Genomic DNA, 17,328 nt, shown 5'->3' with positions numbered 1-17,328 from the left:
CGACCCCGCGCCTCGTGTGTGTCTCGTAAAAGTAACGCGTTTTCGGGTTCGGCGGCTGGCTCTCCAGCATCCGGACATCAGAAACGATTCCGGCCAAAAGCAACAGATGAGCAGTCCCGCCGCGCCTCTTCAATCCGACACTTTGGGCTCGCGCCTGGCGTCGCGCGGTGATCTGACCAGCTTCTTCATGGAGTTGACCGCCGAGATCGGCGCCGACAGCTACATGCTGGTTGCCATCGTCCACGACCAGGACCGCAACGACGCGCGCATCGTCTCCTCCAATTGGATCTTCGACGCCATCGAACTGATCGGCAAGCGGCTGATCGCCGGCCTTGCCCAAGGCGCGCTTACCGTCGCGCCCGGCATCCGGCCCAGACCGCTGGTGGCGGCGGAGGCGCCAGACGTCGGCGGGCTGGTCTCCGGCGAAGAGGCCCGTCTCCTCGACGTGCTCGGCCATGCCGAGATCTATTCGCTCAGGCTGAATGTCGGCCGCCAGCGCCTGTTTGCCCTGTTCTCGGCGGCGACGACCGGCCAGATCGACCAGCCGGCGCTGATGAAGGCGCAATTGAAATGCTGCTACGCGCTCTCGCATATTCCGCAGCTGATTGCCGCCGCGGCCATGCAGGATCCGCTGTCGGATCGTGAGCGCGAATGCCTGTTCTGGGTTTCGGAAGGCAAGACCACCGATGAAGTGGCGGTCATCCTTGGCGTCTCCTCCAACACCGTCAACAGCTACATCACCCACGCCATCCAGAAATTCGCGGCCAGCAACCGCGCGATGGCCATCGCCACGGCGATCAGGAGTGGCATCATTTGAAACAGGCCGACATCAAGGACGCCGCCGAGGCGATCTTCAACGATCAACGCAGCCCCTTCGGCGCCTTCTCGCTCGGCTCCGAAACACATCATGCCGTCACCATTCCCGATGCCGTGCGCCGCTGCCGGTGGATCGCGGTCGACATCAATGCCTCGGCCTTCGGCCTGTTCTTCGTCAGCCCGTCGCCGGAACGCGCACGGCTGGTCCCGTGTTTCGATTCCGACTATCCCGGCATTGCCGTGGCGACGAAGTTTATCTCGGGCGCCAATGGCGAGGAGATCGTGCGCCACACCCACAACTCGACGGAGCCACGCTGGTGGACGGATGATGGCGTCGCCGCGATGACCGAGACGTTCGGCAATCTCGCCTGGACCGAGCAGATGGCGCCGCTGGCGCCCGGCACCAGCGGCATCGCCTTTCCCGTCCATGCCGATCGCGGTCAGTGCGGCCTTGTCGTCTTCCTGGGGTCGGAGATCGCGCTGCCGCAGGATGCACTCTACGAGATCCACGCCCGCTGCTTTTCCCTGTTCGCCGCGGTCGCCCGCATCCGTCCAGGTGACACCGGCAGGATGCGTGCCATCTCAAAGCGCGAGTTGGAGTGCCTGAAGCTGACCGCCAACGGCAACACCAGCGAGGAGATCGCGCGGCTCCTGAAGCTGTCCGTGCACACAGCCAATCAGTATCTGACCCAGTCGACCCAGAAGCTCAACGCCGTCAACCGCAACCAGGCGGTCGCCAAGGCGCTGCGGCTCGGTCTGATTGAGTAGTAATGAAACGATGAGGCGCGAGAGCCGGAGCGGAGCGTAGGCTTGGGTATGTGAGCACCCGAAACGCGGGGGACCGCCATTTTGCAGGCCCGCCCCACCTGACCCGCGACAGCCCTCAGAAAGCCATGGGCTCCACCTTGCGGATGCGGGCCTGTTCGATCACCGCTTCCAGCAGCGCCGTATTGTGCTCGGGATCCTCGCCAGGCTTTTCGAACGACACGTAATTGACCACCACAGAGTTACCGGCCTCGCTCAGCGTCAGCTGGAAATAGACGGTCACCCCAGGCGGCCGCAACTCCAGATCGAGCACGATGCGCGGGCCGCCGCTCCAGTCGACATGCGCCTCGCCACCGTGGCCGAGCCTGAGCGTGCCGGGCATGAAGAACAGTTCCACCGCTGAATCGACCAGGTCCGACAGGCACGCGAAATGCTCCAGCCGGATGAAGGCGATATAGTCGGCGACATCGATCAGCCGCAATTCGCCAACCACCTGCTCGATGGCGTTGGCGACGATGATCTCGCGGGATTTTGCGTGCGGTTGGCGGTTCATGAAATCTGTCTGCGCTCAGCCTTTTTCGAGTAGACGATCCGCACCAGTTCGGCGACGGCCTGGTAGAATTGCGACGGGATCACATTATCGACCGAAACTTGCTTGTACATGGAGCGGGCGAGCGTCACGTCCTCGAAGATCGGAATGTTGTGCTCCTTCGCGATCTCGCGGATTTTCAGCGCCACCAGATCCTGCCCCTTGGCCACCACGAGCGGTGCCGCATCCTCGTCGCGCACATATTTCAGCGCGATCGAGAAGTGGGTCGGGTTGGCGATGATCAGCGTCGCGCGCGGCACCGCTGTCATCATCCGCTTGCGCGCGCGATCGCGCGCCAGCGAGCGCAGCCGGGACTTGACGATCGGGTCGCCCTCGGACTGCTTGAATTCGTCCTTGACCTCCTGCTTGCTCATGCGCAGGTCCTGCCTCCAGTGGAAGCGCGACCAGACGATGTCGATTGCCGCGATCAGTCCCATGACGAAGACGATCGCCACCAGTATGTCGACCGCGATGCCGCGGATGACGAGACCGAAGGCGACTGGATTGGTGATCATCCCGGCGAGCAGCTTGCGGTGATCCTCCGACAGTGTGAAGGTGAGCACGGCGATGGCGAAGCCGACCTTTGCCAGGGATTTCAGGAACTCGACCCAGCCCTGGGCACCGAACATACGGTTCCAGCCCTTGGTGATCGAAATGCGCGAAAGCTGCGGCCTGATTCGCTCGCCGACGAATTGCGGCATGTTCTGGAGCACCGAGGCACCGATACCGGCGACGGTCAAAAGCACCAGCAGGCTGAGGATGGCTCGGCCCACTTCCAGCATGACAATCTTGTAGAGCTCGATGACGTCGGTCTCGGTGTCCATTGGCCAGGCTTCGGGCTTCTCGAGGAACATCGACAGGAACATGCCTAGATCGATGATCGCGTCCTTGGCATAGAAGACGGTGAAAACCAGTATGGCGACGAAGGAGGCCAGGATCGCGGTTTCCCTCGAATGGGGCAGCTTGCCCTGTTCGATGGTGTCGCGGATCTTCTTCTCCGTCGCCTCCTCGGTTTTCGAGTCCTTGTCGGTGGCGTCGGACATGCCTTAGGCGGCGTCTTGGGTCGAGGGAAGTTCGAATGCGCCTTCACGCGACAGCCGGATGGTGGTCGTCACGATGGTCTTGCGCGCCGTCGCGATGTCGGCGGCAGGCACTCCATCCGACCCCTGCCCGAGTTCGGCCTCGATCATGCGCCGCGACCGCGCGCCGATCGCCGACAGCACGGATTCGGCGAGCGCCGCCGAGGTGCCGCGCAGCGCCAGAGTGACAAGCTCGGTCGACAGTCCGTCGAACAAAAGCACGCGCGCCTTCTGGGTGAGCAGCGGCAGATCGTCGAAAGAAAACAGCCGTGCCCGCACACCGTCGAGGTCGGGCGTGCCGGCTGCTTCCAGATCCTGCATGACCTCCTCGAGCAGCGGCTTGTCCAGTTCGTTGAGCACGCTCGCGACGCGCGCCTGTCCCGCCGAGGTGTCCTTGGTCGACGTCTCCGCCAGCACGTTGGTCCGCAACCGGTTCTCGACGATCCTGGCAGCGGCATCCGGAACATTGGCCATCGTCACCATGCGCTTGATGATTTCGCCGCGCATTGGCTTGGTCAGCGTCAAAAGAACGCCCGCCGCCGTCTGCGGCGCCAGCTTCGAAAGCACCATGGCCGCCGTTTGCGGATGTTCGCCCGCCAGGAAGGTGCCAAGCCGCGCCGGTTCGAGCTTCTCGAGCTCCGGCCAGATCGGCGGCGGTCCTTCCGGCGCGACCTCGAATTTCTTGTCGCCCATGATCGCGCTCATCTCTTCGGGCGACAGCGACTCGTTGAGGATCGTGTCCATCCTGTCGGCGGAATCGAGGAGGCCGGCACCCTCGGTGAACTCTGCCTCGAATTCGGCGACGATGCGTTCGAGATCGTTCTGCGGAATGGTCCTGAGCAGCCGGGCGCCCTCGATCAGCGCCTTCAACTCTTCCTGCTTGAAGAATTTCAACAGGCGGCTGGCGGACGGCTTGCCCATCGCCACCAATATGGCGGCCGCCTTCTGCGCGCGCGTCAGGCTCATCAGCGGCGTCATGCTGCTTCTCGCCTCCGCTGCAACCGGCAAGCCCCACCAGCCATGTCTAGGCGCCCTTCGTGCCGGTGATGATTTCGGTCAACCTGATGCCGAAGCGCGAGGGGTCGCTTTCAAGCACCGTGATCTCGCCGCGGGCGATCTTGCGGCCGTTGACCACGACGTCAACCGGTTCGCCGATGCGGCGGTTGAGCGCCACCGTCGAGCCCTTCTGCAATGCCATCAGGTCGGCAACCGCCATCTCGGTGCTGCCGAGGATGATCTGGACATCGACAGGAATGTTCATGATGACGTTCGAATTGGCGCCCGCGGCGGACCTGAACGCCGCGTCGGGGCGCTGCTCTTCCTCATGCAGGACCCCGCGCAATTCCTCGATGGCACGGTCGAGTTGCTCGTCTGGCTGGTCGAGCTCTGCTTCCACTTTGGTCTTGGCCATGAATCGTCTCCAAAAGCTCAGGCGCGCCCGGCACCGGCCGGCATGAGCCCATCGATGAAATCCTGCCCGGCATCGAAAGGATGCTTGATTCGGACGGTGTAATTCTGCCCCAGTTTGCCGAACTCGCATACGAACAGCGTCTGGCCGCGCGCGCTGAGGCGCGCCCGCGATTGCGCCGTTTCGTCGAAGTCGATGACCTGGCCCACTTCGAGATTGGCGAGGTCGCCAAGCGTCAGCCGTGTCAGCGGCATGGTGGCTTCGAGCGCCACTGCCGAGCGCATCACCTCTTCCGAAAAACGCGCGCGCCAACTGGTGCCGTGATCGGCCTCGCTGACACTGGCGGTGCCGTCGCGGCCGGCGAGCACGACACGCTGCGGCATCGTCACGGTGATGGAGCCGCTGTCGACCGGCGTCGAGATGCCGAGGACGACGCGGATGGCAGCACCATCGCGCAGCACATGCCGTTTCGCTTCGGTACCCGACATCGCCCGCGGCACCGGCAGCCGCAGGTCGAGCGACCGTGGGCCCGATCCGTTCAGCGCCTGCGCGACCTGCTGGAACACCATGGTCGAGACATCGGTCTCGATCGGCGACAGGTCGCGCTCGATCGGCGACACCGGCATATCCGGGTCGCCACCAAACAGCGTCGAGACCATGATCGCGATCGCGGCGGCGTCGATGACGAGCGTCATCGCATCCGAGGATGCAGGCGAGCCGACGACGGTCATGGCGAAATTGTCGCCGGCGTGTGAGCGTGCGTCGGGTACGCGGCTGACCTCGACGGCCTTGAGGTCGACGATCACGGGAACGCGAAGCTCGCCCGAGAGCCCGTTCTGCAGCAGCGGCACGGCGCGTTCGGCCATGGCGCGGCCGGCTTCGATGACCTGGTCGGCCTCGCCGCTGTCGCCGACCAGACGCTCGATGATCAGCGAGCGCGCCTGCGCGGGGCTGCCCGGACTGGTCATGACAGTTTTGCCGCCGTTCTGTCGAACATCGCTCAGGCGGCCTTCTTTTCAGCGGCGGCGGTGTTCATGGTGCTTTGCTCGACGGCGTCGATGGTCGGCCGCTCATAGGACGAGATGGTCTTGCGGCCGAATTCGATCGCCACCTGCGGCAGCGCGCCGTTCATGTAGGCGAGCAGCGTCTGCTTGACGATGATGTAGAGGCGGTTCTTCTTCTCGCGCACCGTCTTGATCTTGGTGGCCACGGGTCCGACCACGGCATAGGACAGGAAGATGCCGAGGAAGGTGCCGACCAGTGCGGCGCCGATCAGGCCGCCGAGGATTTCCGGCGACTGGTCGAGCGCGCCCATCGCCTTGACCACGCCCAGCACCGCGGCGACGATGCCCAGCGCCGGCAGACCGTCGCCGACCGCGACCAGCGCGTGATAGGCCTTCATCTTGTCGGTCTTGATGGTCTGGATCTCCTCGTCCATCAGCGCCTCGATCTCGTGCGAGCGGGCATTGCCGATGATGATGATGCGGCAGTAGTCGCAGATGAAGGCCATCAGATCGTGATTCTTGAGCACCGTCGGAAAGGCCTGAAAGATGGCTGATTCTTCCGGATTGTCGATATGCGCCTCGACCTCGCTTCGCGACTTAGAGCGCAGTTCGCGCATCAGGCTGTGCAGCACGCCGAGCGTTTCCAGATAATCCTGTTCCTTCGGCACCGCCTGCTTGAAGGCTTCCAGAATGCCCTTGCCGGTGTCCTTGACCGTCTTCATCGGATTGGCGACAAGGAAGGTGCCCAACGCAGCGCCGCAGATGACCACGGCTTCCCAGGGCTGGACCAGCACGTGCAGGTGCCCGCCCATGGCCATGAAGCCGCCGAGGACGCAGCCGAGCGTCACCACAAGTCCGATCAGAATGCCCACGGCAGGTCCTTCCGCATTTCACACCAGGTGCAAGGGATAGTCCCCGTGCCTTGTGTGAGGCTTGAATCCGAGCTGCCGTGGAACCGAATGTCAGGGCGATTCAGTTTCGCGCAAGGAAGTGCGGCTACTGTACCGGCATAGCTTCGGCCGGAGGCACGTTCTTGCTCGATACATTTACCAGCTACCAGTTGATCACCAAGGACATCAACAAGTCTATCGACCGCATCGAGCAACAGCCGACGGTTGATCGCGACACCAAATATTATCTCGCCAACATCACCAAGGTGAAATCGATCGACGATTTCGTCAACAATGACCGGCTGTTCAAATATGCCATGAAGGCCTACGGGCTGGAGAACATGGACTACGCCAAGGCCTTCATGGTCAAGGCGCTCAAGGAAGGTGTCACCGACCCCAACAGCTTCGCCAACAAGCTGACCGACAAGCGCTATGCCCAGTTCGTCAGCGCTTTCAATTTCGCCGCCAACGGCGCCGACGCCACCATCTACAACAAGGCGCAGCAGCTGGTGACAAAGAACTACGCCACGCAGGCTCAAATCGCGGGCGTCGACCCGAATTCAGACTATGTGAAGGGCGAGACCACCTATTATCTCGCCAACATCACCAAGGTGAAGTCCATCGACGACCTGATGTCGAACGGCCGGCTCTATACCTATGCACTGGCAGCGTTCGGTCTCGATTCGGCGACCGAGAACAAGGACCTCATCAAACAGGTCCTGCAGGGTGGCGTGCGCGACCCCGACAGCGTCGCCAACAAGCAGACGGATCCGGCCTACGCGGCACTGGCCTCGGCCTTCAACTTCGAGCAGTACGGCGAGAACGCCACCACCATCAATGCGGCCCAACAGCCGACCGTCGACAAATACATGCGCCAGACGCTGGAGGAGGATGCCGGCAAGACCAATGAGGGCGTGCGGCTGGCGCTCTATTTCCAGCGCAAGGCGCCCGACATCACCAGCTGGTACGACGTGCTGGCCGACACGGCGCTTGCCAGCGTCGTTCGAACCGCGCTGGGGCTCCCCGATTCCTTTGCCACCGCCGACATCGACAAGCAGGCACAGCTGTTCGAGCAAAAGCTCGACCTCACTGATTTCACCGATCCCGCGAAGCTCAGCAAGTTCCTGACGCGCTTCACCAGCATGTACGAGATCAACAACCCGACCTCGACCGCGGTGACGTCCATCAGCGTGCTCTTTGCCAAGCCAGTCACGTCGGGCATCTCCACCGACCTGATGATGGCCATGCAGAAGTTGAAGTTCTGACCATGCAAGACAGTCTCTACGTCGCCCTTTCCGCTCAGATGGCGCTCGAGCGCCGGCTCGACACGATCGCCGACAATGTCGCCAACGCCAACACCGTCGGCTTTCGCGCTACTGGCGTGAAATTCGAGGACGTCGTGTCGGGCACCGGGCAGAAATCGGTATCCTTCGCTTCGTCCGGCAAGACCTATCTTTCCGGTGCCCACGGATCCCTGACCGAGACCGGCAATCCATTCGATTTCGCCATCCAGGGCGACGCCTGGTTCGCCATCGACACGCCGGCCGGCACCGTCATGACCCGCGACGGCCGATTCTCGATGAACGAGAATGGCGAATTGATGTCGATCGAAGGCCATCCGGTGCTCGACGCCGGCGGCGCGCCGATCCAGCTCGACCCTCGCAACGGCCCGCCCAAGGCCGGCGCCGACGGCTCGCTGCGTCAGAACGACCAGCTTGTCGGTTCGATCGGCCTCTACAATTTCGACCCGGGCGAGAATTTCGTGCGCTACGGCAATTCAGGCATCGTGCCTTCGCGCACTCCCGATCCGGTCACCGATCGCTCCGATGTCGGCATCGCCCAGGGGTTCGTCGAAGAATCCAACGTCAATCCGGTGATGGAAATGACCCGCCTGATCATGGTCCAGCGCGCCTTCGAGAACACCGCCGCCCTGATGCGGCAGACGGATTCCTCCACCGACGAGGCGATCAAGACGCTCGGCTCGAAGTCGTAGCATGCCGCTCGGCCAGCCATCCATCCGCGCACCCGAAATTCCGCTCCAGCCGACGCCGGAAGATCGGCTTGCCGCGTTGGAGCGGGTATGGCGGCGCTTCAGCAGCGCCGATGGGCTGGTCAAGCGTGGCGGTCTGGTCACCGAAGTCACGCCCACGCACTACAAGGTTCGCGGCCTTTCCGATTTCGCCAGGCTGGGCGACATCGTCGAGCAGCGCGGCCAGGCCGGCACGCGCCGCGGCGAGATTGTCAAGATCAGCCGCGACGAGGTCGTCATCGCTCCCTTCGAACGCAGCGCCGATGCCGGTATCGGCGATGCCGTGTTCCGCAGGGGTCCGCTCGCGGTGGCGCCGCACGGCTCATGGCGCGGCCGTGCCATCGACGCACTCACCAGGGCGATCGATGGCGGCCCGCCGCTGATCAGGGGCGACGACATGTCGGGCGGCACCACGCCCGGTGCCATGGCACGTCAACGCGTCGGCACCGCCTTCATGACCGGCGTCAAGGTCATCGACATCTTCACGCCGCTCTGCTTCGGCCAGCGCATGGGTGTCTTCGCGGGCTCGGGCGTCGGCAAGTCGACGCTGCTCGCCATGCTCGCCGGCGCCGATGCGTTCGATACCGTCGTGGTCGCGCTGATCGGCGAACGCGGCCGCGAAGTCCGCGAATTCCTCGAGGACACGATCGGCGACAGCATGGCCAAGACCGTGGCCGTCGTCGCCACCAGTGACGAGAGCGCCATGATGCGCCGGCGCGCACCCGACACAGCCATGCTGGTCGCCGAGCACTTTCGCGACCAGGGCCATCGCGTGCTCCTGGTGCTGGATTCGATCACCCGCTTCGCCCATGCCTTGCGCGAGGTCGCGACAGGCACCGGCGAGCCGCCGGTCGCGCGCGGCTATCCCGCATCGGTTTTCACCGAGCTGCCCAAGCTGCTCGAGCGCGCCGGGCCTGGCGCGGAAGGCAAGGGCTCGATCACCGCCATCATCTCCGTGCTGGTCGACGGCGATGACCATAATGATCCGGTCGCCGATTCCGTGCGCGGCATTCTCGACGGCCATGTCGTGCTCGACCGCGCGATCGCCGAACAGGGCCGCTATCCGCCGGTCAATCCGCTGTCGTCCATATCGCGCCTGGCCGGCAAGGCCTGGAGCGTCGAACAGCGCGCCTTGGTGACGCGGCTGAAATCGATGATCGCCCGCTTCGAGGACACGCGCGACATTCGCCTGCTCGGCGCGTATCAGGGCGGCGCCGACGCCGAACTCGACATCGCCGTGCGCCAGGTGCCGCTGATCTACGAGGCGCTGACGCAATCGCCCAGGGACCGCCCTTCGGCCGATCCGTTCTCCGATCTTGCCCGCCATCTCAAGGGAAAGCTGAATGCCGAACCAGGAGACTGAACGCCAGTATACCGAGCGCATCCTGAGCGAGATGCTTGCCGAGGCGAAAGCCGCCGAGGAAGCTCGAGCCGAGGAGACCAGGATCGCCAAGGCAAAGGCCGCCAGCGCCATAGCCGCCAAGACCGCCGCTGTCCTGGCCAGGGCCGCCAAACCCGCTCTGGCCAGAGCCAAGCCGGCTGCACCCAGATCCCAGCCTGTTCTTGCTCAGACTGCCGTGCCCTCCATGCCTGTTCCCCACGTCGAGGCCGCCGAGACGACCCAGGCAAGCCGCGAATCGTTGATCGACGGCCTGTTTCCCGTCACTGAATGGCCGCAGCCGCCAAAGCCGCAATTTCCAAAACTGGCCAGGAAAGCGGACCGGCGGAGCGACTTCGTCATCGCCGCGCTCGGCGTCACGCTCGGCCTGATCTGCGCTTTGTTTCCCTGGTATATCTTCTTCAACCAGGACCAATTCGGCGTTCAGGCGATCAAGTTTGGCGGCACCGGCACCAATTCGGGACGCGAGGGTGGCGGCGTGGTCGCCGAGCGCAGCGCGCCGCTGACGACCAGGGATGTTCCCAACACCAGCATCGATCTTTTCGCCACCGGCACGGTTCCGGATGGCGCCACCCCGGCACAGCCGCCCGGCGACCAGCCCTTCCCCGCCGATGTCGCGAAATTCCGCATGGTCCATGTCGCCAACGGCCGCGCCATGATCGAGGACGATACCGGCCTGTGGATGGTCCAGCGCGGCTCGACACTGCCGGACTCGAGCACGGTGTCGTCGATCGAGCAGCGCAACGGCAAATGGGTCATGCTGACCAGCACCAACCAGGTAATCCCGCTTTCCAGGTAAGACCGTCGCGGTTGTGCCCTGCCCTGGATCAGGAGAGAGGGCATGATGTCTTCCGAAAACCGGCTCATGCTTTTCGGCGTCATGCCCTAGCGGCTCTCCGCAAGGTCCGCGCAAGACTGGCGGCCTAGTCTTTGGGCACATGCCCGGAGATTCCCATGGAGCCTGTTTCCCTTTTCGATCTCGCCGCCAAGCAAGCGCAGTGGCTTTCCGTGCGCCAGTCGGCGATCGCCGGCAACATCGCCAACGCCAACACGCCGGGCTACACGGCAAACGATGTCGAACCCTTCGAGAAGGTGCTCGACCGTACCGCGGTGTCGCTGCAGACCACCGAGGCCGGCCATCTCGGCAGCGCGGCGACCAATGCCGGCTTCACCATCAAGCCGCAGGAAAATGACGGCGTGATCATGCCGTCCAAGAACACCGTCGTGCTTGAAGACCAGCTTCTCAAGGCCGGCGAAGTGCGCCGCTCCTTCGAGCTCAACACGGCGATCGTCAAGGCTTTCCACTCGATGATGATGATGGCGGTGAAGAGCTGATCATGGACGCGCTGACCGCAGCCCTGAAAGTCGCAGCATCCGGCCTCGGCGCGCAGTCCGAGCGCCTGCGCGTGGTTTCGGAAAACCTCGCCAATGCCCAGTCGACCGGCACCACGCCCGGCGCCGACCCCTATCGCCGCAAGACCATCAGCTTCGTCTCCGAACTCGACCGGGCGACCGGCAGCTCGACGGTTGAAGTGAACTCGATCGACCGCGATCCGAGTGATTTTCCCGTTGAATTCCAGCCCGGCAACGAGGCCGCCAACGAGAAGGGCTACGTCAAGATGCCCAATGTCAACGTGCTGATCGAAATGGCCGACATGACCGAGGCCAACCGCTCCTACGAGGCCAACCTGCAAGTCGTGAAGCAGGCGCGCGACCTCATTTCAATGACCATCGACCTGATGAGGAACCAATGATCGTGAACGGCATCGGCGCGCTGAACCTGAAGCCCGGGCTGGGCGATACGGCGACGGACCTGCTCCAGGGCGGCGTCGCGCCGGCCACGGCCGGCAACCTTGGCACCTCCTTCGCGGAGGCGGTGAGCCAGGCGGCGTCCAAGACCGTCAACACGCTGCAGAATGCCGAGCAAGTGTCGCTGCAGGCGCTCAAGGGCGATGCCGATACCCGCCAGGTCGTCGATGCCGTGATGGGCGCCCAGCAGGCGCTTCAGACCGCCGTCGCCATTCGCGACAAGGTCGTCTCGGCCTATCTCGAAGTCAGTCGCATGGGCATCTGAGGAGTAGGTCATGAAAGCACTCGCCATCGCCGCCACCGGCATGAATGCCCAGCAGACGAACCTGGAAGTCATCGCCAACAACATCGCCAACATCAACACCACCGGCTACAAGCGTGCCCGCGCCGAATTCTCCGACCTGCTCTACCAGGTCGACCGCACGCAGGGCGTGCCCAACCGCTCCAACGCCTCGCTGGTGCCGGAGGGCGTCTCGATCGGCCTCGGCGTCAAGACGACGGCCGTGCGCAACGTGCACACCCAGGGCGAACTGACCAGCACCGGCAACAGTTTCGACATGGCGCTGACCGGCAGGGGCTGGTTCCAGATCGAGGGCGCCGATGGCGGTACGCTCTACACCCGCGCCGGGGCCTTCAACACAAACGCCACCGGCCAGCTGGTGACGGTGGATGGCGCGAATGTCATTCCGGCCATCACCGTGCCTGTCGACGCCGTCGAGGTCATCGTCAACAAGACCGGTCAGGTCTTTGCCCGCATCGGAGGCCAGACCGACCTGCAGAATCTCGGTCAGCTCCAGATCGTCAACTTCGCCAACGAGGCCGGCCTCGCACCGCTCGGCGACAATCTGTTCCAGGAAACGACGGCCTCCGGACCGGCCAATGTCGGCGTGCCCGGCGACCCCGGCTTCGCCACCATCCAGCAGGGTTATCTCGAGGCTTCCAACGTCGACCCTGTCAAGGAAATCACCGAACTGATCTCGGCGCAGCGCGCCTATGAGATGAATTCCAAGGTCATCCAGGCCGCCGACGACATGGCCTCGGTCGTCTCCAAGAACATCAGGTAACGGATGATGATCATGCCGATCACCTGCTCCGCATTCCGCCGCACCGCGCTGATCCTTGCGCTGGTGGCCGGCGGCATGCCGGCTTTCGCCCAGGAATCGGCAAACCAATCGGCAAATCAATTGGCGACGCAGATCGCCGGCAATCAGACTGCCGGCGAGGTCGTGCTGATCCCCAACCGGGTCATCTATCCCGGCGAGACGATCGAGCTTGCAGCCCTGAAGCAGGTGACCCTGATCCCGGGCAAGCACAAGCCTGAAGCGATGGCGACCCGCGCCGAGGAGCTTCAAGGCAAGATCGCCAAGCGTACGCTGCTGCCCGGCCGCTACATTCCGTCCGCCGCCATCCGCGAGGCCTGGCTGGTCGAACAGGGTGCCGCGGTGCAGGTCTTCTTTGTCGCTGGCGGGCTGACGATCACCGCAACCGCCGTAACGTTGCAGCCAGGTTCGGCCGGCGACCTCATCAAGGTTCGCAACAGCGACAGCGGCAAGATCCTCTCCGGCACGGTGATGGCCGACGGAACCATCCAGGTCAGCGCTTCATGATGCGCCCGCTTGCCCTTCTGCTCGCGGCCGCGCTCGGCCTGCAGCCGGCGCTGGCCGACGGCCTGACCCCCAAGGCCAAGCGCGATCTCGCCGCCAAGAATGGCGGCGTCTACGACGATCCGGAATATGATCCGGCGACCACCACCCGCATGTTCCGCGTCTCGCCCGGGCCAAGCTCGTTGCCGCCCGGCCAGGTCGCCTCGCGCATCAAGGACATCGCCCAGCTGCAGAGTTCGCGCGATAACCAGCTGGTCGGCTACGGCCTCGTCATCGGGCTCGCCGGGTCCGGCGACAGCCTGCGCAATTCGCCGTTCACCGAACAGTCTATCCGCGCCATGCTCGAAAATCTCGGCATCGCCACCGAAGGCGGCAGCGCGCGCGCCAAGAACGTCGCCGCCGTCATCGTCACCGCCAACATGCCGCCCTATGTGCAATCGGGTGCCCGCATCGACATCGACGTCTCTTCGATGGGCGACGCCACCTCGCTTACCGGCGGCACGCTGATCATGACACCGCTGAAGGCGGCGGATGGCGAGATCTACGCCGTCGGCCAGGGCGCGGTGATCGTTTCGGGTTTCACCGCGCAGGGCCAGGCCGAGCAGGTGACGCAAGGCGTGCCGACCGCCGGCCGGGTGCCGAACGGCGCCATCGTCGAGCGGCAGGTGAAAGCCGAGTTCGACGACCAGTCGACGTTGACGCTGCAATTGCGCAATCCCGATTTTTCGACCGCCATCCGCATCGCCGACGCGATCAACGACTACACCAGCCAGCGCTTCGGCATGCGCGTGGCGGCCGAGCGCGATTCCCGCACCGTCCAGATCAGACGGCCGAAGAGCGTTTCGGCGGCCCGCTTCTATGCCGAGATCGAGAATCTGGTGGTCGAATCCGACACGCCGGCCCGCGTCGTCATCGACGAGCGCACCGGCACCATCGTCATCGGCAACGACGTCAAGATCTCGCGCGTCGCCATCAGCCATGGCACGCTGACGGTGCGCATCACCGAGGCGCCGCGCGTCGTGCAGCCCGAACCCTTCTCCAAGGGCGAAACCGCGGTCGAACCGTTCACCGCCATCGATGTCAGCCGACCCAACGCCCGCGTCGCCGTGCTTGACGGCCCCGACCTGCAAACCCTCGTTTCCGGCCTCAACCGTCTCGGCGTCAAGCCGGATGGCATCATTGCCATCCTTCAAGGCATCAAGTCGGCCGGCGCCCTGCAAGCCGATCTGGTTCTCCAATAGGCCATGCCGATGATCTCGTCTCCCTCATCCCATGAAAGGCGCCGCCCCGGCGCAATCCTGTTCGCGGCCGCGGCTCTCGCGGCCGTGTCCGTATCCGGTGGCGCACATGGTGAGGATACTGTTCGCCAGGTTCTGCCGGGAGCGCAGCCCGCGGTGGCACCGCAGCAATTGGCGCGGGAGAAAGCGCCCGACCAGAGCGAGATCGAGCGCTTCTGCTCCAACATCGCCGACGCCGCACGCGACCGGCGCTATGCCTTGCAGGCCGAGGAGTTGAAGCAGCTCCAGGCCGGTATCGACGAGCGCATGAAGGCGCTGGACGCAAAGAAAACCGAATACGAGACCTGGCTGAAGCGGCGCGAGGTATTTCTCGCCCGGGCCGAGGACGGCGTCGTCAAGATCTATGCCGGCATGAAACCCGATGCGGCGGCCGAACGGCTGGCAATGGTCAATGCCGACCTGGCGGCGGCCATCCTGATGAAGCTCGATTCACGCAAGGCCGGCGTCATTCTCAACGAAATGGACCAGAAGGCGGCGGCGACGCTCACCGGCATCATGGCCAGCGCAGCCCGAAGGGTAGATCCGTCATGATCCGCAGAATGCTCATCCTGTGCGCGGTCACAGCACTGTCCGGCTGCGGAACCAACCTCAAGGAGGTCGGCAAGGAACCGTCGCTTTCGCCGGTGGGCTCCGGTATCGACGGCGGCAGCACCGGATCCATGTACAAATATCCCGAGACGCCGCGGCAGCCGGTGAAGAAGTTCTCGCTGTGGGACGATCGGCAGAGCCGTCTTTTCACCGATCCCCGGGCGCTGTCCCAAGGCGACATCCTGACCGTCAAGATCAAGATCAACGACCGCGCCAACTTCAAGAACCAGAACGACAGGAGCCGCACCGCCAATCGCAAGCTCGGTTTCGACCTCAGCGCGCAATGGGACAAGGTGGGCAGCACCGCCGGCAAGGGCTCCGGAGCGCTCAACTCCCAGACGGACACGACCGCCGATGGCGAGATAAAGCGATCGGAAACACTTGAGCTCAACGTCGCGGCTGTCGTCACGGACGTCCTGCCCAACGGCAATCTGATGATCAGCGGCTCGCAGGAAGTGCGCGTCAACTATGAACTCAGGGTGCTGACCATCGCAGGCATAGTGCGGCCGGCCGATATCGGCGCCGAGAACACGATCCCCTATGAGCGTATCGCCGAGGCGCGCATCTCCTACGGCGGACGCGGCCGCATAAGCGAGGTTCAGCAGCCGGCCTACGGCCAGCAGGTTCTCGACCAGGTTCTTCCGTTCTAGGAATTGGAGAACAAGACGCCATGGCCAATATCGAACAGGTTCCGCCTCGCAAGGGTCCTTCCCTTGCGGTCCAGGGCGCCATGCTGCTGGTGGTGACGGCCGCCGCGATCGGCATGGGCTGGATGTCCGGCGGCTATCTCAAGGGCGTCGGCGCACCGTCATCGGTGCCGGTTGCGCCCGAGAATGAAGGCAAGGTCGCAGAGCCTGCCGCCGCGCAAGAACCTGGCACGGGACCGACGCTGGTCGCGCTGGCGCCGATCACCACCAACATGGCCTCGCCCGCCGGCACCTGGATCAGGATGGAAGTATCCGTGGTCTACGATGCACCGCAGCCGCCAACGATGACGGACGACATCCATCAGGACCTTCTGGCCTTCGTGCGTACGCTGAAGATGCATCAGATCGAGGGCGCCAGCGGTTACCAGCACTTGAAGGCGGACCTCGAGGAACGCGCTTCGATCCGCAGCCAGGGGCACGCCAAGCAAATTCTCATCAGGACATTGCTGCTCGAATGAGAAAATTCCTTCTCGCAATCGCATTGATCGGTGCCGCCACCTCCGTCGCGGCGGCGCAGCAGCTGGACCTCGGCGGCATCGGCAAGGCCGACGGCACCACCGTCGGCTACATCATCCAGATGTTCGGCCTGCTGACCGTGCTGTCGGTGGCGCCGGGGTTGCTGATCATGGTGACGAGCTTCACCCGTTTCGTCATCGCTTTCTCGATCCTGCGCGCCGGTATCGGTCTGCAGTCGACGCCGGCGAACCTCATCCTGATTTCGCTGTCGCTGTTCATGACCTTCTATGTCATGGCGCCTACCTTCGATCAGGCCTGGAACACCGGCGTCAAGCCGCTGATGGACAACCAGATCAGCCAGACCGAGGCCTTCGAAAAGATCTCGGATCCGTTCCGCACCTTCATGCTGCACAATGTTCGCGACAAGGATTTCGACCTTTTCGCCGATCTCGCCCGCGAGCGCGGCCAGGTCGTTGCCAAGGAGACGGTCGACCTGCGTATCCTGGTGCCCGCCTTCATGATCTCCGAGATCCGTCGCGGCTTCGAGATCGGCTTCCTGATCGTGCTGCCATTCCTGGTCATCGACCTGATCGTCGCCACCATCACCATGGCGATGGGCATGATGATGCTGCCGCCCACCGTGGTGTCGCTGCCTTTCAAGATCCTGTTCTTCGTCCTGATCGACGGCTGGAACCTGCTCGTCGGCAGCCTGGTGCGCTCCTTCACCTGATTCTTTTTCCGCCGCGCACCGGCGAAGGAGGCCATCCCCGACAGGGGTTGGGCGGTGCGGAGCCGTCATCGAATTCTACCGAATTATTTTCGATTAACCGTCCGATTTAGTTCTTTGGTAGGGACTTGCCGCCATAGTCGCTCGCAGATGGCGGGTG

General features: G+C 63.9%; 22 protein-coding genes. 16 read left to right on the top strand and 6 right to left on the bottom strand.

Annotation, left to right across the window (positions count from 1 at the left end):
* Positions 1 to 106 precede the first annotated feature (106 nt).
* Entirely contained in the window at positions 107 to 817 is a 711-nt protein-coding gene (locus EB815_RS10765) for a helix-turn-helix transcriptional regulator (protein ID WP_065005772.1), read from the top strand.
* Positions 814 to 1,584, top strand: a complete 771-nt coding sequence (locus EB815_RS10760; RefSeq protein ID WP_056578217.1) for a response regulator transcription factor — start codon at positions 814 to 816, stop codon at positions 1,582 to 1,584. The genes EB815_RS10765 and EB815_RS10760 overlap by 4 nt, the downstream gene beginning before the upstream one ends.
* Positions 1,585 to 1,699: 115 nt before the next feature.
* Here EB815_RS10760 and EB815_RS10755 read toward each other — a convergent pair whose 3' ends face one another.
* The 6 genes from EB815_RS10755 to motA are packed head-to-tail and all read right to left on the bottom strand — an operon-like array spanning position 1,700 to position 6,533.
* The gene (locus EB815_RS10755) at positions 1,700 to 2,134 is read right to left on the bottom strand and encodes a hypothetical protein (RefSeq protein ID WP_056578219.1); all 435 of its coding nucleotides are present in this window, start codon (positions 2,132 to 2,134) and stop codon (positions 1,700 to 1,702) included.
* Positions 2,131 to 3,213, bottom strand: coding sequence for a flagellar biosynthesis protein FlhB (flhB, locus tag EB815_RS10750; protein WP_065005771.1), 1,083 nt, complete (start codon positions 3,211 to 3,213; stop codon positions 2,131 to 2,133). The genes EB815_RS10755 and flhB overlap by 4 nt, the downstream gene beginning before the upstream one ends.
* Before the next feature lie 3 nt (positions 3,214 to 3,216).
* Positions 3,217 to 4,227 (bottom strand): flagellar motor switch protein FliG, encoded by a 1,011-nt coding sequence (locus EB815_RS10745; protein WP_056578223.1) that lies wholly within the window; start codon positions 4,225 to 4,227, stop codon positions 3,217 to 3,219.
* A 46-nt stretch (positions 4,228 to 4,273) separates the two neighbouring features.
* On the bottom strand, positions 4,274 to 4,660 hold the full coding sequence (gene fliN / locus EB815_RS10740; protein WP_056578225.1) for a flagellar motor switch protein FliN: 387 nt from the start codon (positions 4,658 to 4,660) through the stop codon (positions 4,274 to 4,276).
* Between the two features lie 17 nt (positions 4,661 to 4,677).
* Positions 4,678 to 5,625 (bottom strand): FliM/FliN family flagellar motor switch protein, encoded by a 948-nt coding sequence (locus EB815_RS10735; RefSeq protein WP_065005770.1) that lies wholly within the window; start codon positions 5,623 to 5,625, stop codon positions 4,678 to 4,680.
* Positions 5,626 to 5,657: 32 nt separating this feature from the next.
* Positions 5,658 to 6,533 carry a flagellar motor stator protein MotA gene (gene motA / locus EB815_RS10730; protein WP_056578229.1) on the bottom strand — a complete coding sequence of 292 codons (876 nt, stop codon included), beginning with the start codon at positions 6,531 to 6,533 and terminating at the stop codon, positions 5,658 to 5,660.
* Positions 6,534 to 6,694: 161 nt separating this feature from the next.
* Between motA and EB815_RS10725 the strand changes: the two genes are divergently transcribed.
* The 14 genes from EB815_RS10725 to fliP all read left to right on the top strand — a co-directional run bounded on the left by EB815_RS10725 (position 6,695) and on the right by fliP (position 17,171).
* On the top strand, positions 6,695 to 7,816 hold the full coding sequence (locus EB815_RS10725; RefSeq protein ID WP_056578231.1) for a DUF1217 domain-containing protein: 1,122 nt from the start codon (positions 6,695 to 6,697) through the stop codon (positions 7,814 to 7,816).
* Between the two features lie 2 nt (positions 7,817 to 7,818).
* Positions 7,819 to 8,544 carry a flagellar basal-body rod protein FlgF gene (gene flgF, locus EB815_RS10720; RefSeq protein WP_056578233.1) on the top strand — a complete coding sequence of 242 codons (726 nt, stop codon included), beginning with the start codon at positions 7,819 to 7,821 and terminating at the stop codon, positions 8,542 to 8,544.
* Between the two features lies 1 nt (position 8,545).
* Complete coding sequence (fliI, locus tag EB815_RS10715) at positions 8,546 to 9,943, top strand: flagellar protein export ATPase FliI (RefSeq protein WP_056578236.1); 1,398 nt, start codon at positions 8,546 to 8,548, stop codon at positions 9,941 to 9,943.
* The gene (locus tag EB815_RS10710; RefSeq protein WP_056578237.1) at positions 9,924 to 10,778 is read left to right on the top strand and encodes a hypothetical protein; all 855 of its coding nucleotides are present in this window, start codon (positions 9,924 to 9,926) and stop codon (positions 10,776 to 10,778) included. The genes fliI and EB815_RS10710 overlap by 20 nt, the downstream gene beginning before the upstream one ends.
* A gap of 155 nt (positions 10,779 to 10,933) precedes the next feature.
* Positions 10,934 to 11,314, top strand: a complete 381-nt coding sequence (flgB, locus tag EB815_RS10705; protein ID WP_056578239.1) for a flagellar basal body rod protein FlgB — start codon at positions 10,934 to 10,936, stop codon at positions 11,312 to 11,314.
* Between the two features lie 2 nt (positions 11,315 to 11,316).
* Positions 11,317 to 11,733, top strand: coding sequence for a flagellar basal body rod protein FlgC (gene flgC / locus EB815_RS10700; protein WP_056578241.1), 417 nt, complete (start codon positions 11,317 to 11,319; stop codon positions 11,731 to 11,733).
* Positions 11,730 to 12,053 carry a flagellar hook-basal body complex protein FliE gene (locus EB815_RS10695; RefSeq protein ID WP_056578243.1) on the top strand — a complete coding sequence of 108 codons (324 nt, stop codon included), beginning with the start codon at positions 11,730 to 11,732 and terminating at the stop codon, positions 12,051 to 12,053. The genes flgC and EB815_RS10695 overlap by 4 nt, the downstream gene beginning before the upstream one ends.
* 10 nt (positions 12,054 to 12,063) lie before the next feature.
* Positions 12,064 to 12,852, top strand: a complete 789-nt coding sequence (flgG, locus tag EB815_RS10690; RefSeq protein WP_056578245.1) for a flagellar basal-body rod protein FlgG — start codon at positions 12,064 to 12,066, stop codon at positions 12,850 to 12,852.
* Positions 12,853 to 12,858: 6 nt separating this feature from the next.
* The gene (gene flgA / locus EB815_RS10685; RefSeq protein ID WP_171883283.1) at positions 12,859 to 13,395 is read left to right on the top strand and encodes a flagellar basal body P-ring formation chaperone FlgA; all 537 of its coding nucleotides are present in this window, start codon (positions 12,859 to 12,861) and stop codon (positions 13,393 to 13,395) included.
* On the top strand, positions 13,392 to 14,633 hold the full coding sequence (locus tag EB815_RS10680; protein WP_056578249.1) for a flagellar basal body P-ring protein FlgI: 1,242 nt from the start codon (positions 13,392 to 13,394) through the stop codon (positions 14,631 to 14,633). The genes flgA and EB815_RS10680 overlap by 4 nt, the downstream gene beginning before the upstream one ends.
* Before the next feature lie 3 nt (positions 14,634 to 14,636).
* Positions 14,637 to 15,221, top strand: coding sequence for a MotE family protein (locus tag EB815_RS10675; protein ID WP_056578251.1), 585 nt, complete (start codon positions 14,637 to 14,639; stop codon positions 15,219 to 15,221).
* The gene (gene flgH / locus EB815_RS10670; protein WP_056578253.1) at positions 15,218 to 15,928 is read left to right on the top strand and encodes a flagellar basal body L-ring protein FlgH; all 711 of its coding nucleotides are present in this window, start codon (positions 15,218 to 15,220) and stop codon (positions 15,926 to 15,928) included. Before EB815_RS10675 ends, flgH begins: the two co-directional genes overlap by 4 nt.
* A 20-nt stretch (positions 15,929 to 15,948) precedes the next feature.
* Positions 15,949 to 16,443, top strand: coding sequence for a flagellar basal body-associated FliL family protein (locus EB815_RS10665; RefSeq protein WP_056578255.1), 495 nt, complete (start codon positions 15,949 to 15,951; stop codon positions 16,441 to 16,443).
* A complete protein-coding gene (fliP, locus tag EB815_RS10660; RefSeq protein ID WP_056578257.1) occupies positions 16,440 to 17,171 on the top strand; it encodes a flagellar type III secretion system pore protein FliP in 732 nt (243 codons plus the stop codon). Before EB815_RS10665 ends, fliP begins: the two co-directional genes overlap by 4 nt.
* The last annotated feature ends 157 nt before the right edge of the window (positions 17,172 to 17,328 follow it).

The sequence above is a fragment of the Mesorhizobium loti genome, from assembly GCF_013170705.1.
GTDB lineage: Bacteria > Pseudomonadota > Alphaproteobacteria > Rhizobiales > Rhizobiaceae > Mesorhizobium > Mesorhizobium loti_D.
Note: the sequence above shows the minus strand (reverse complement) of the source record. Positions and strands in the feature narration are given on the sequence as shown.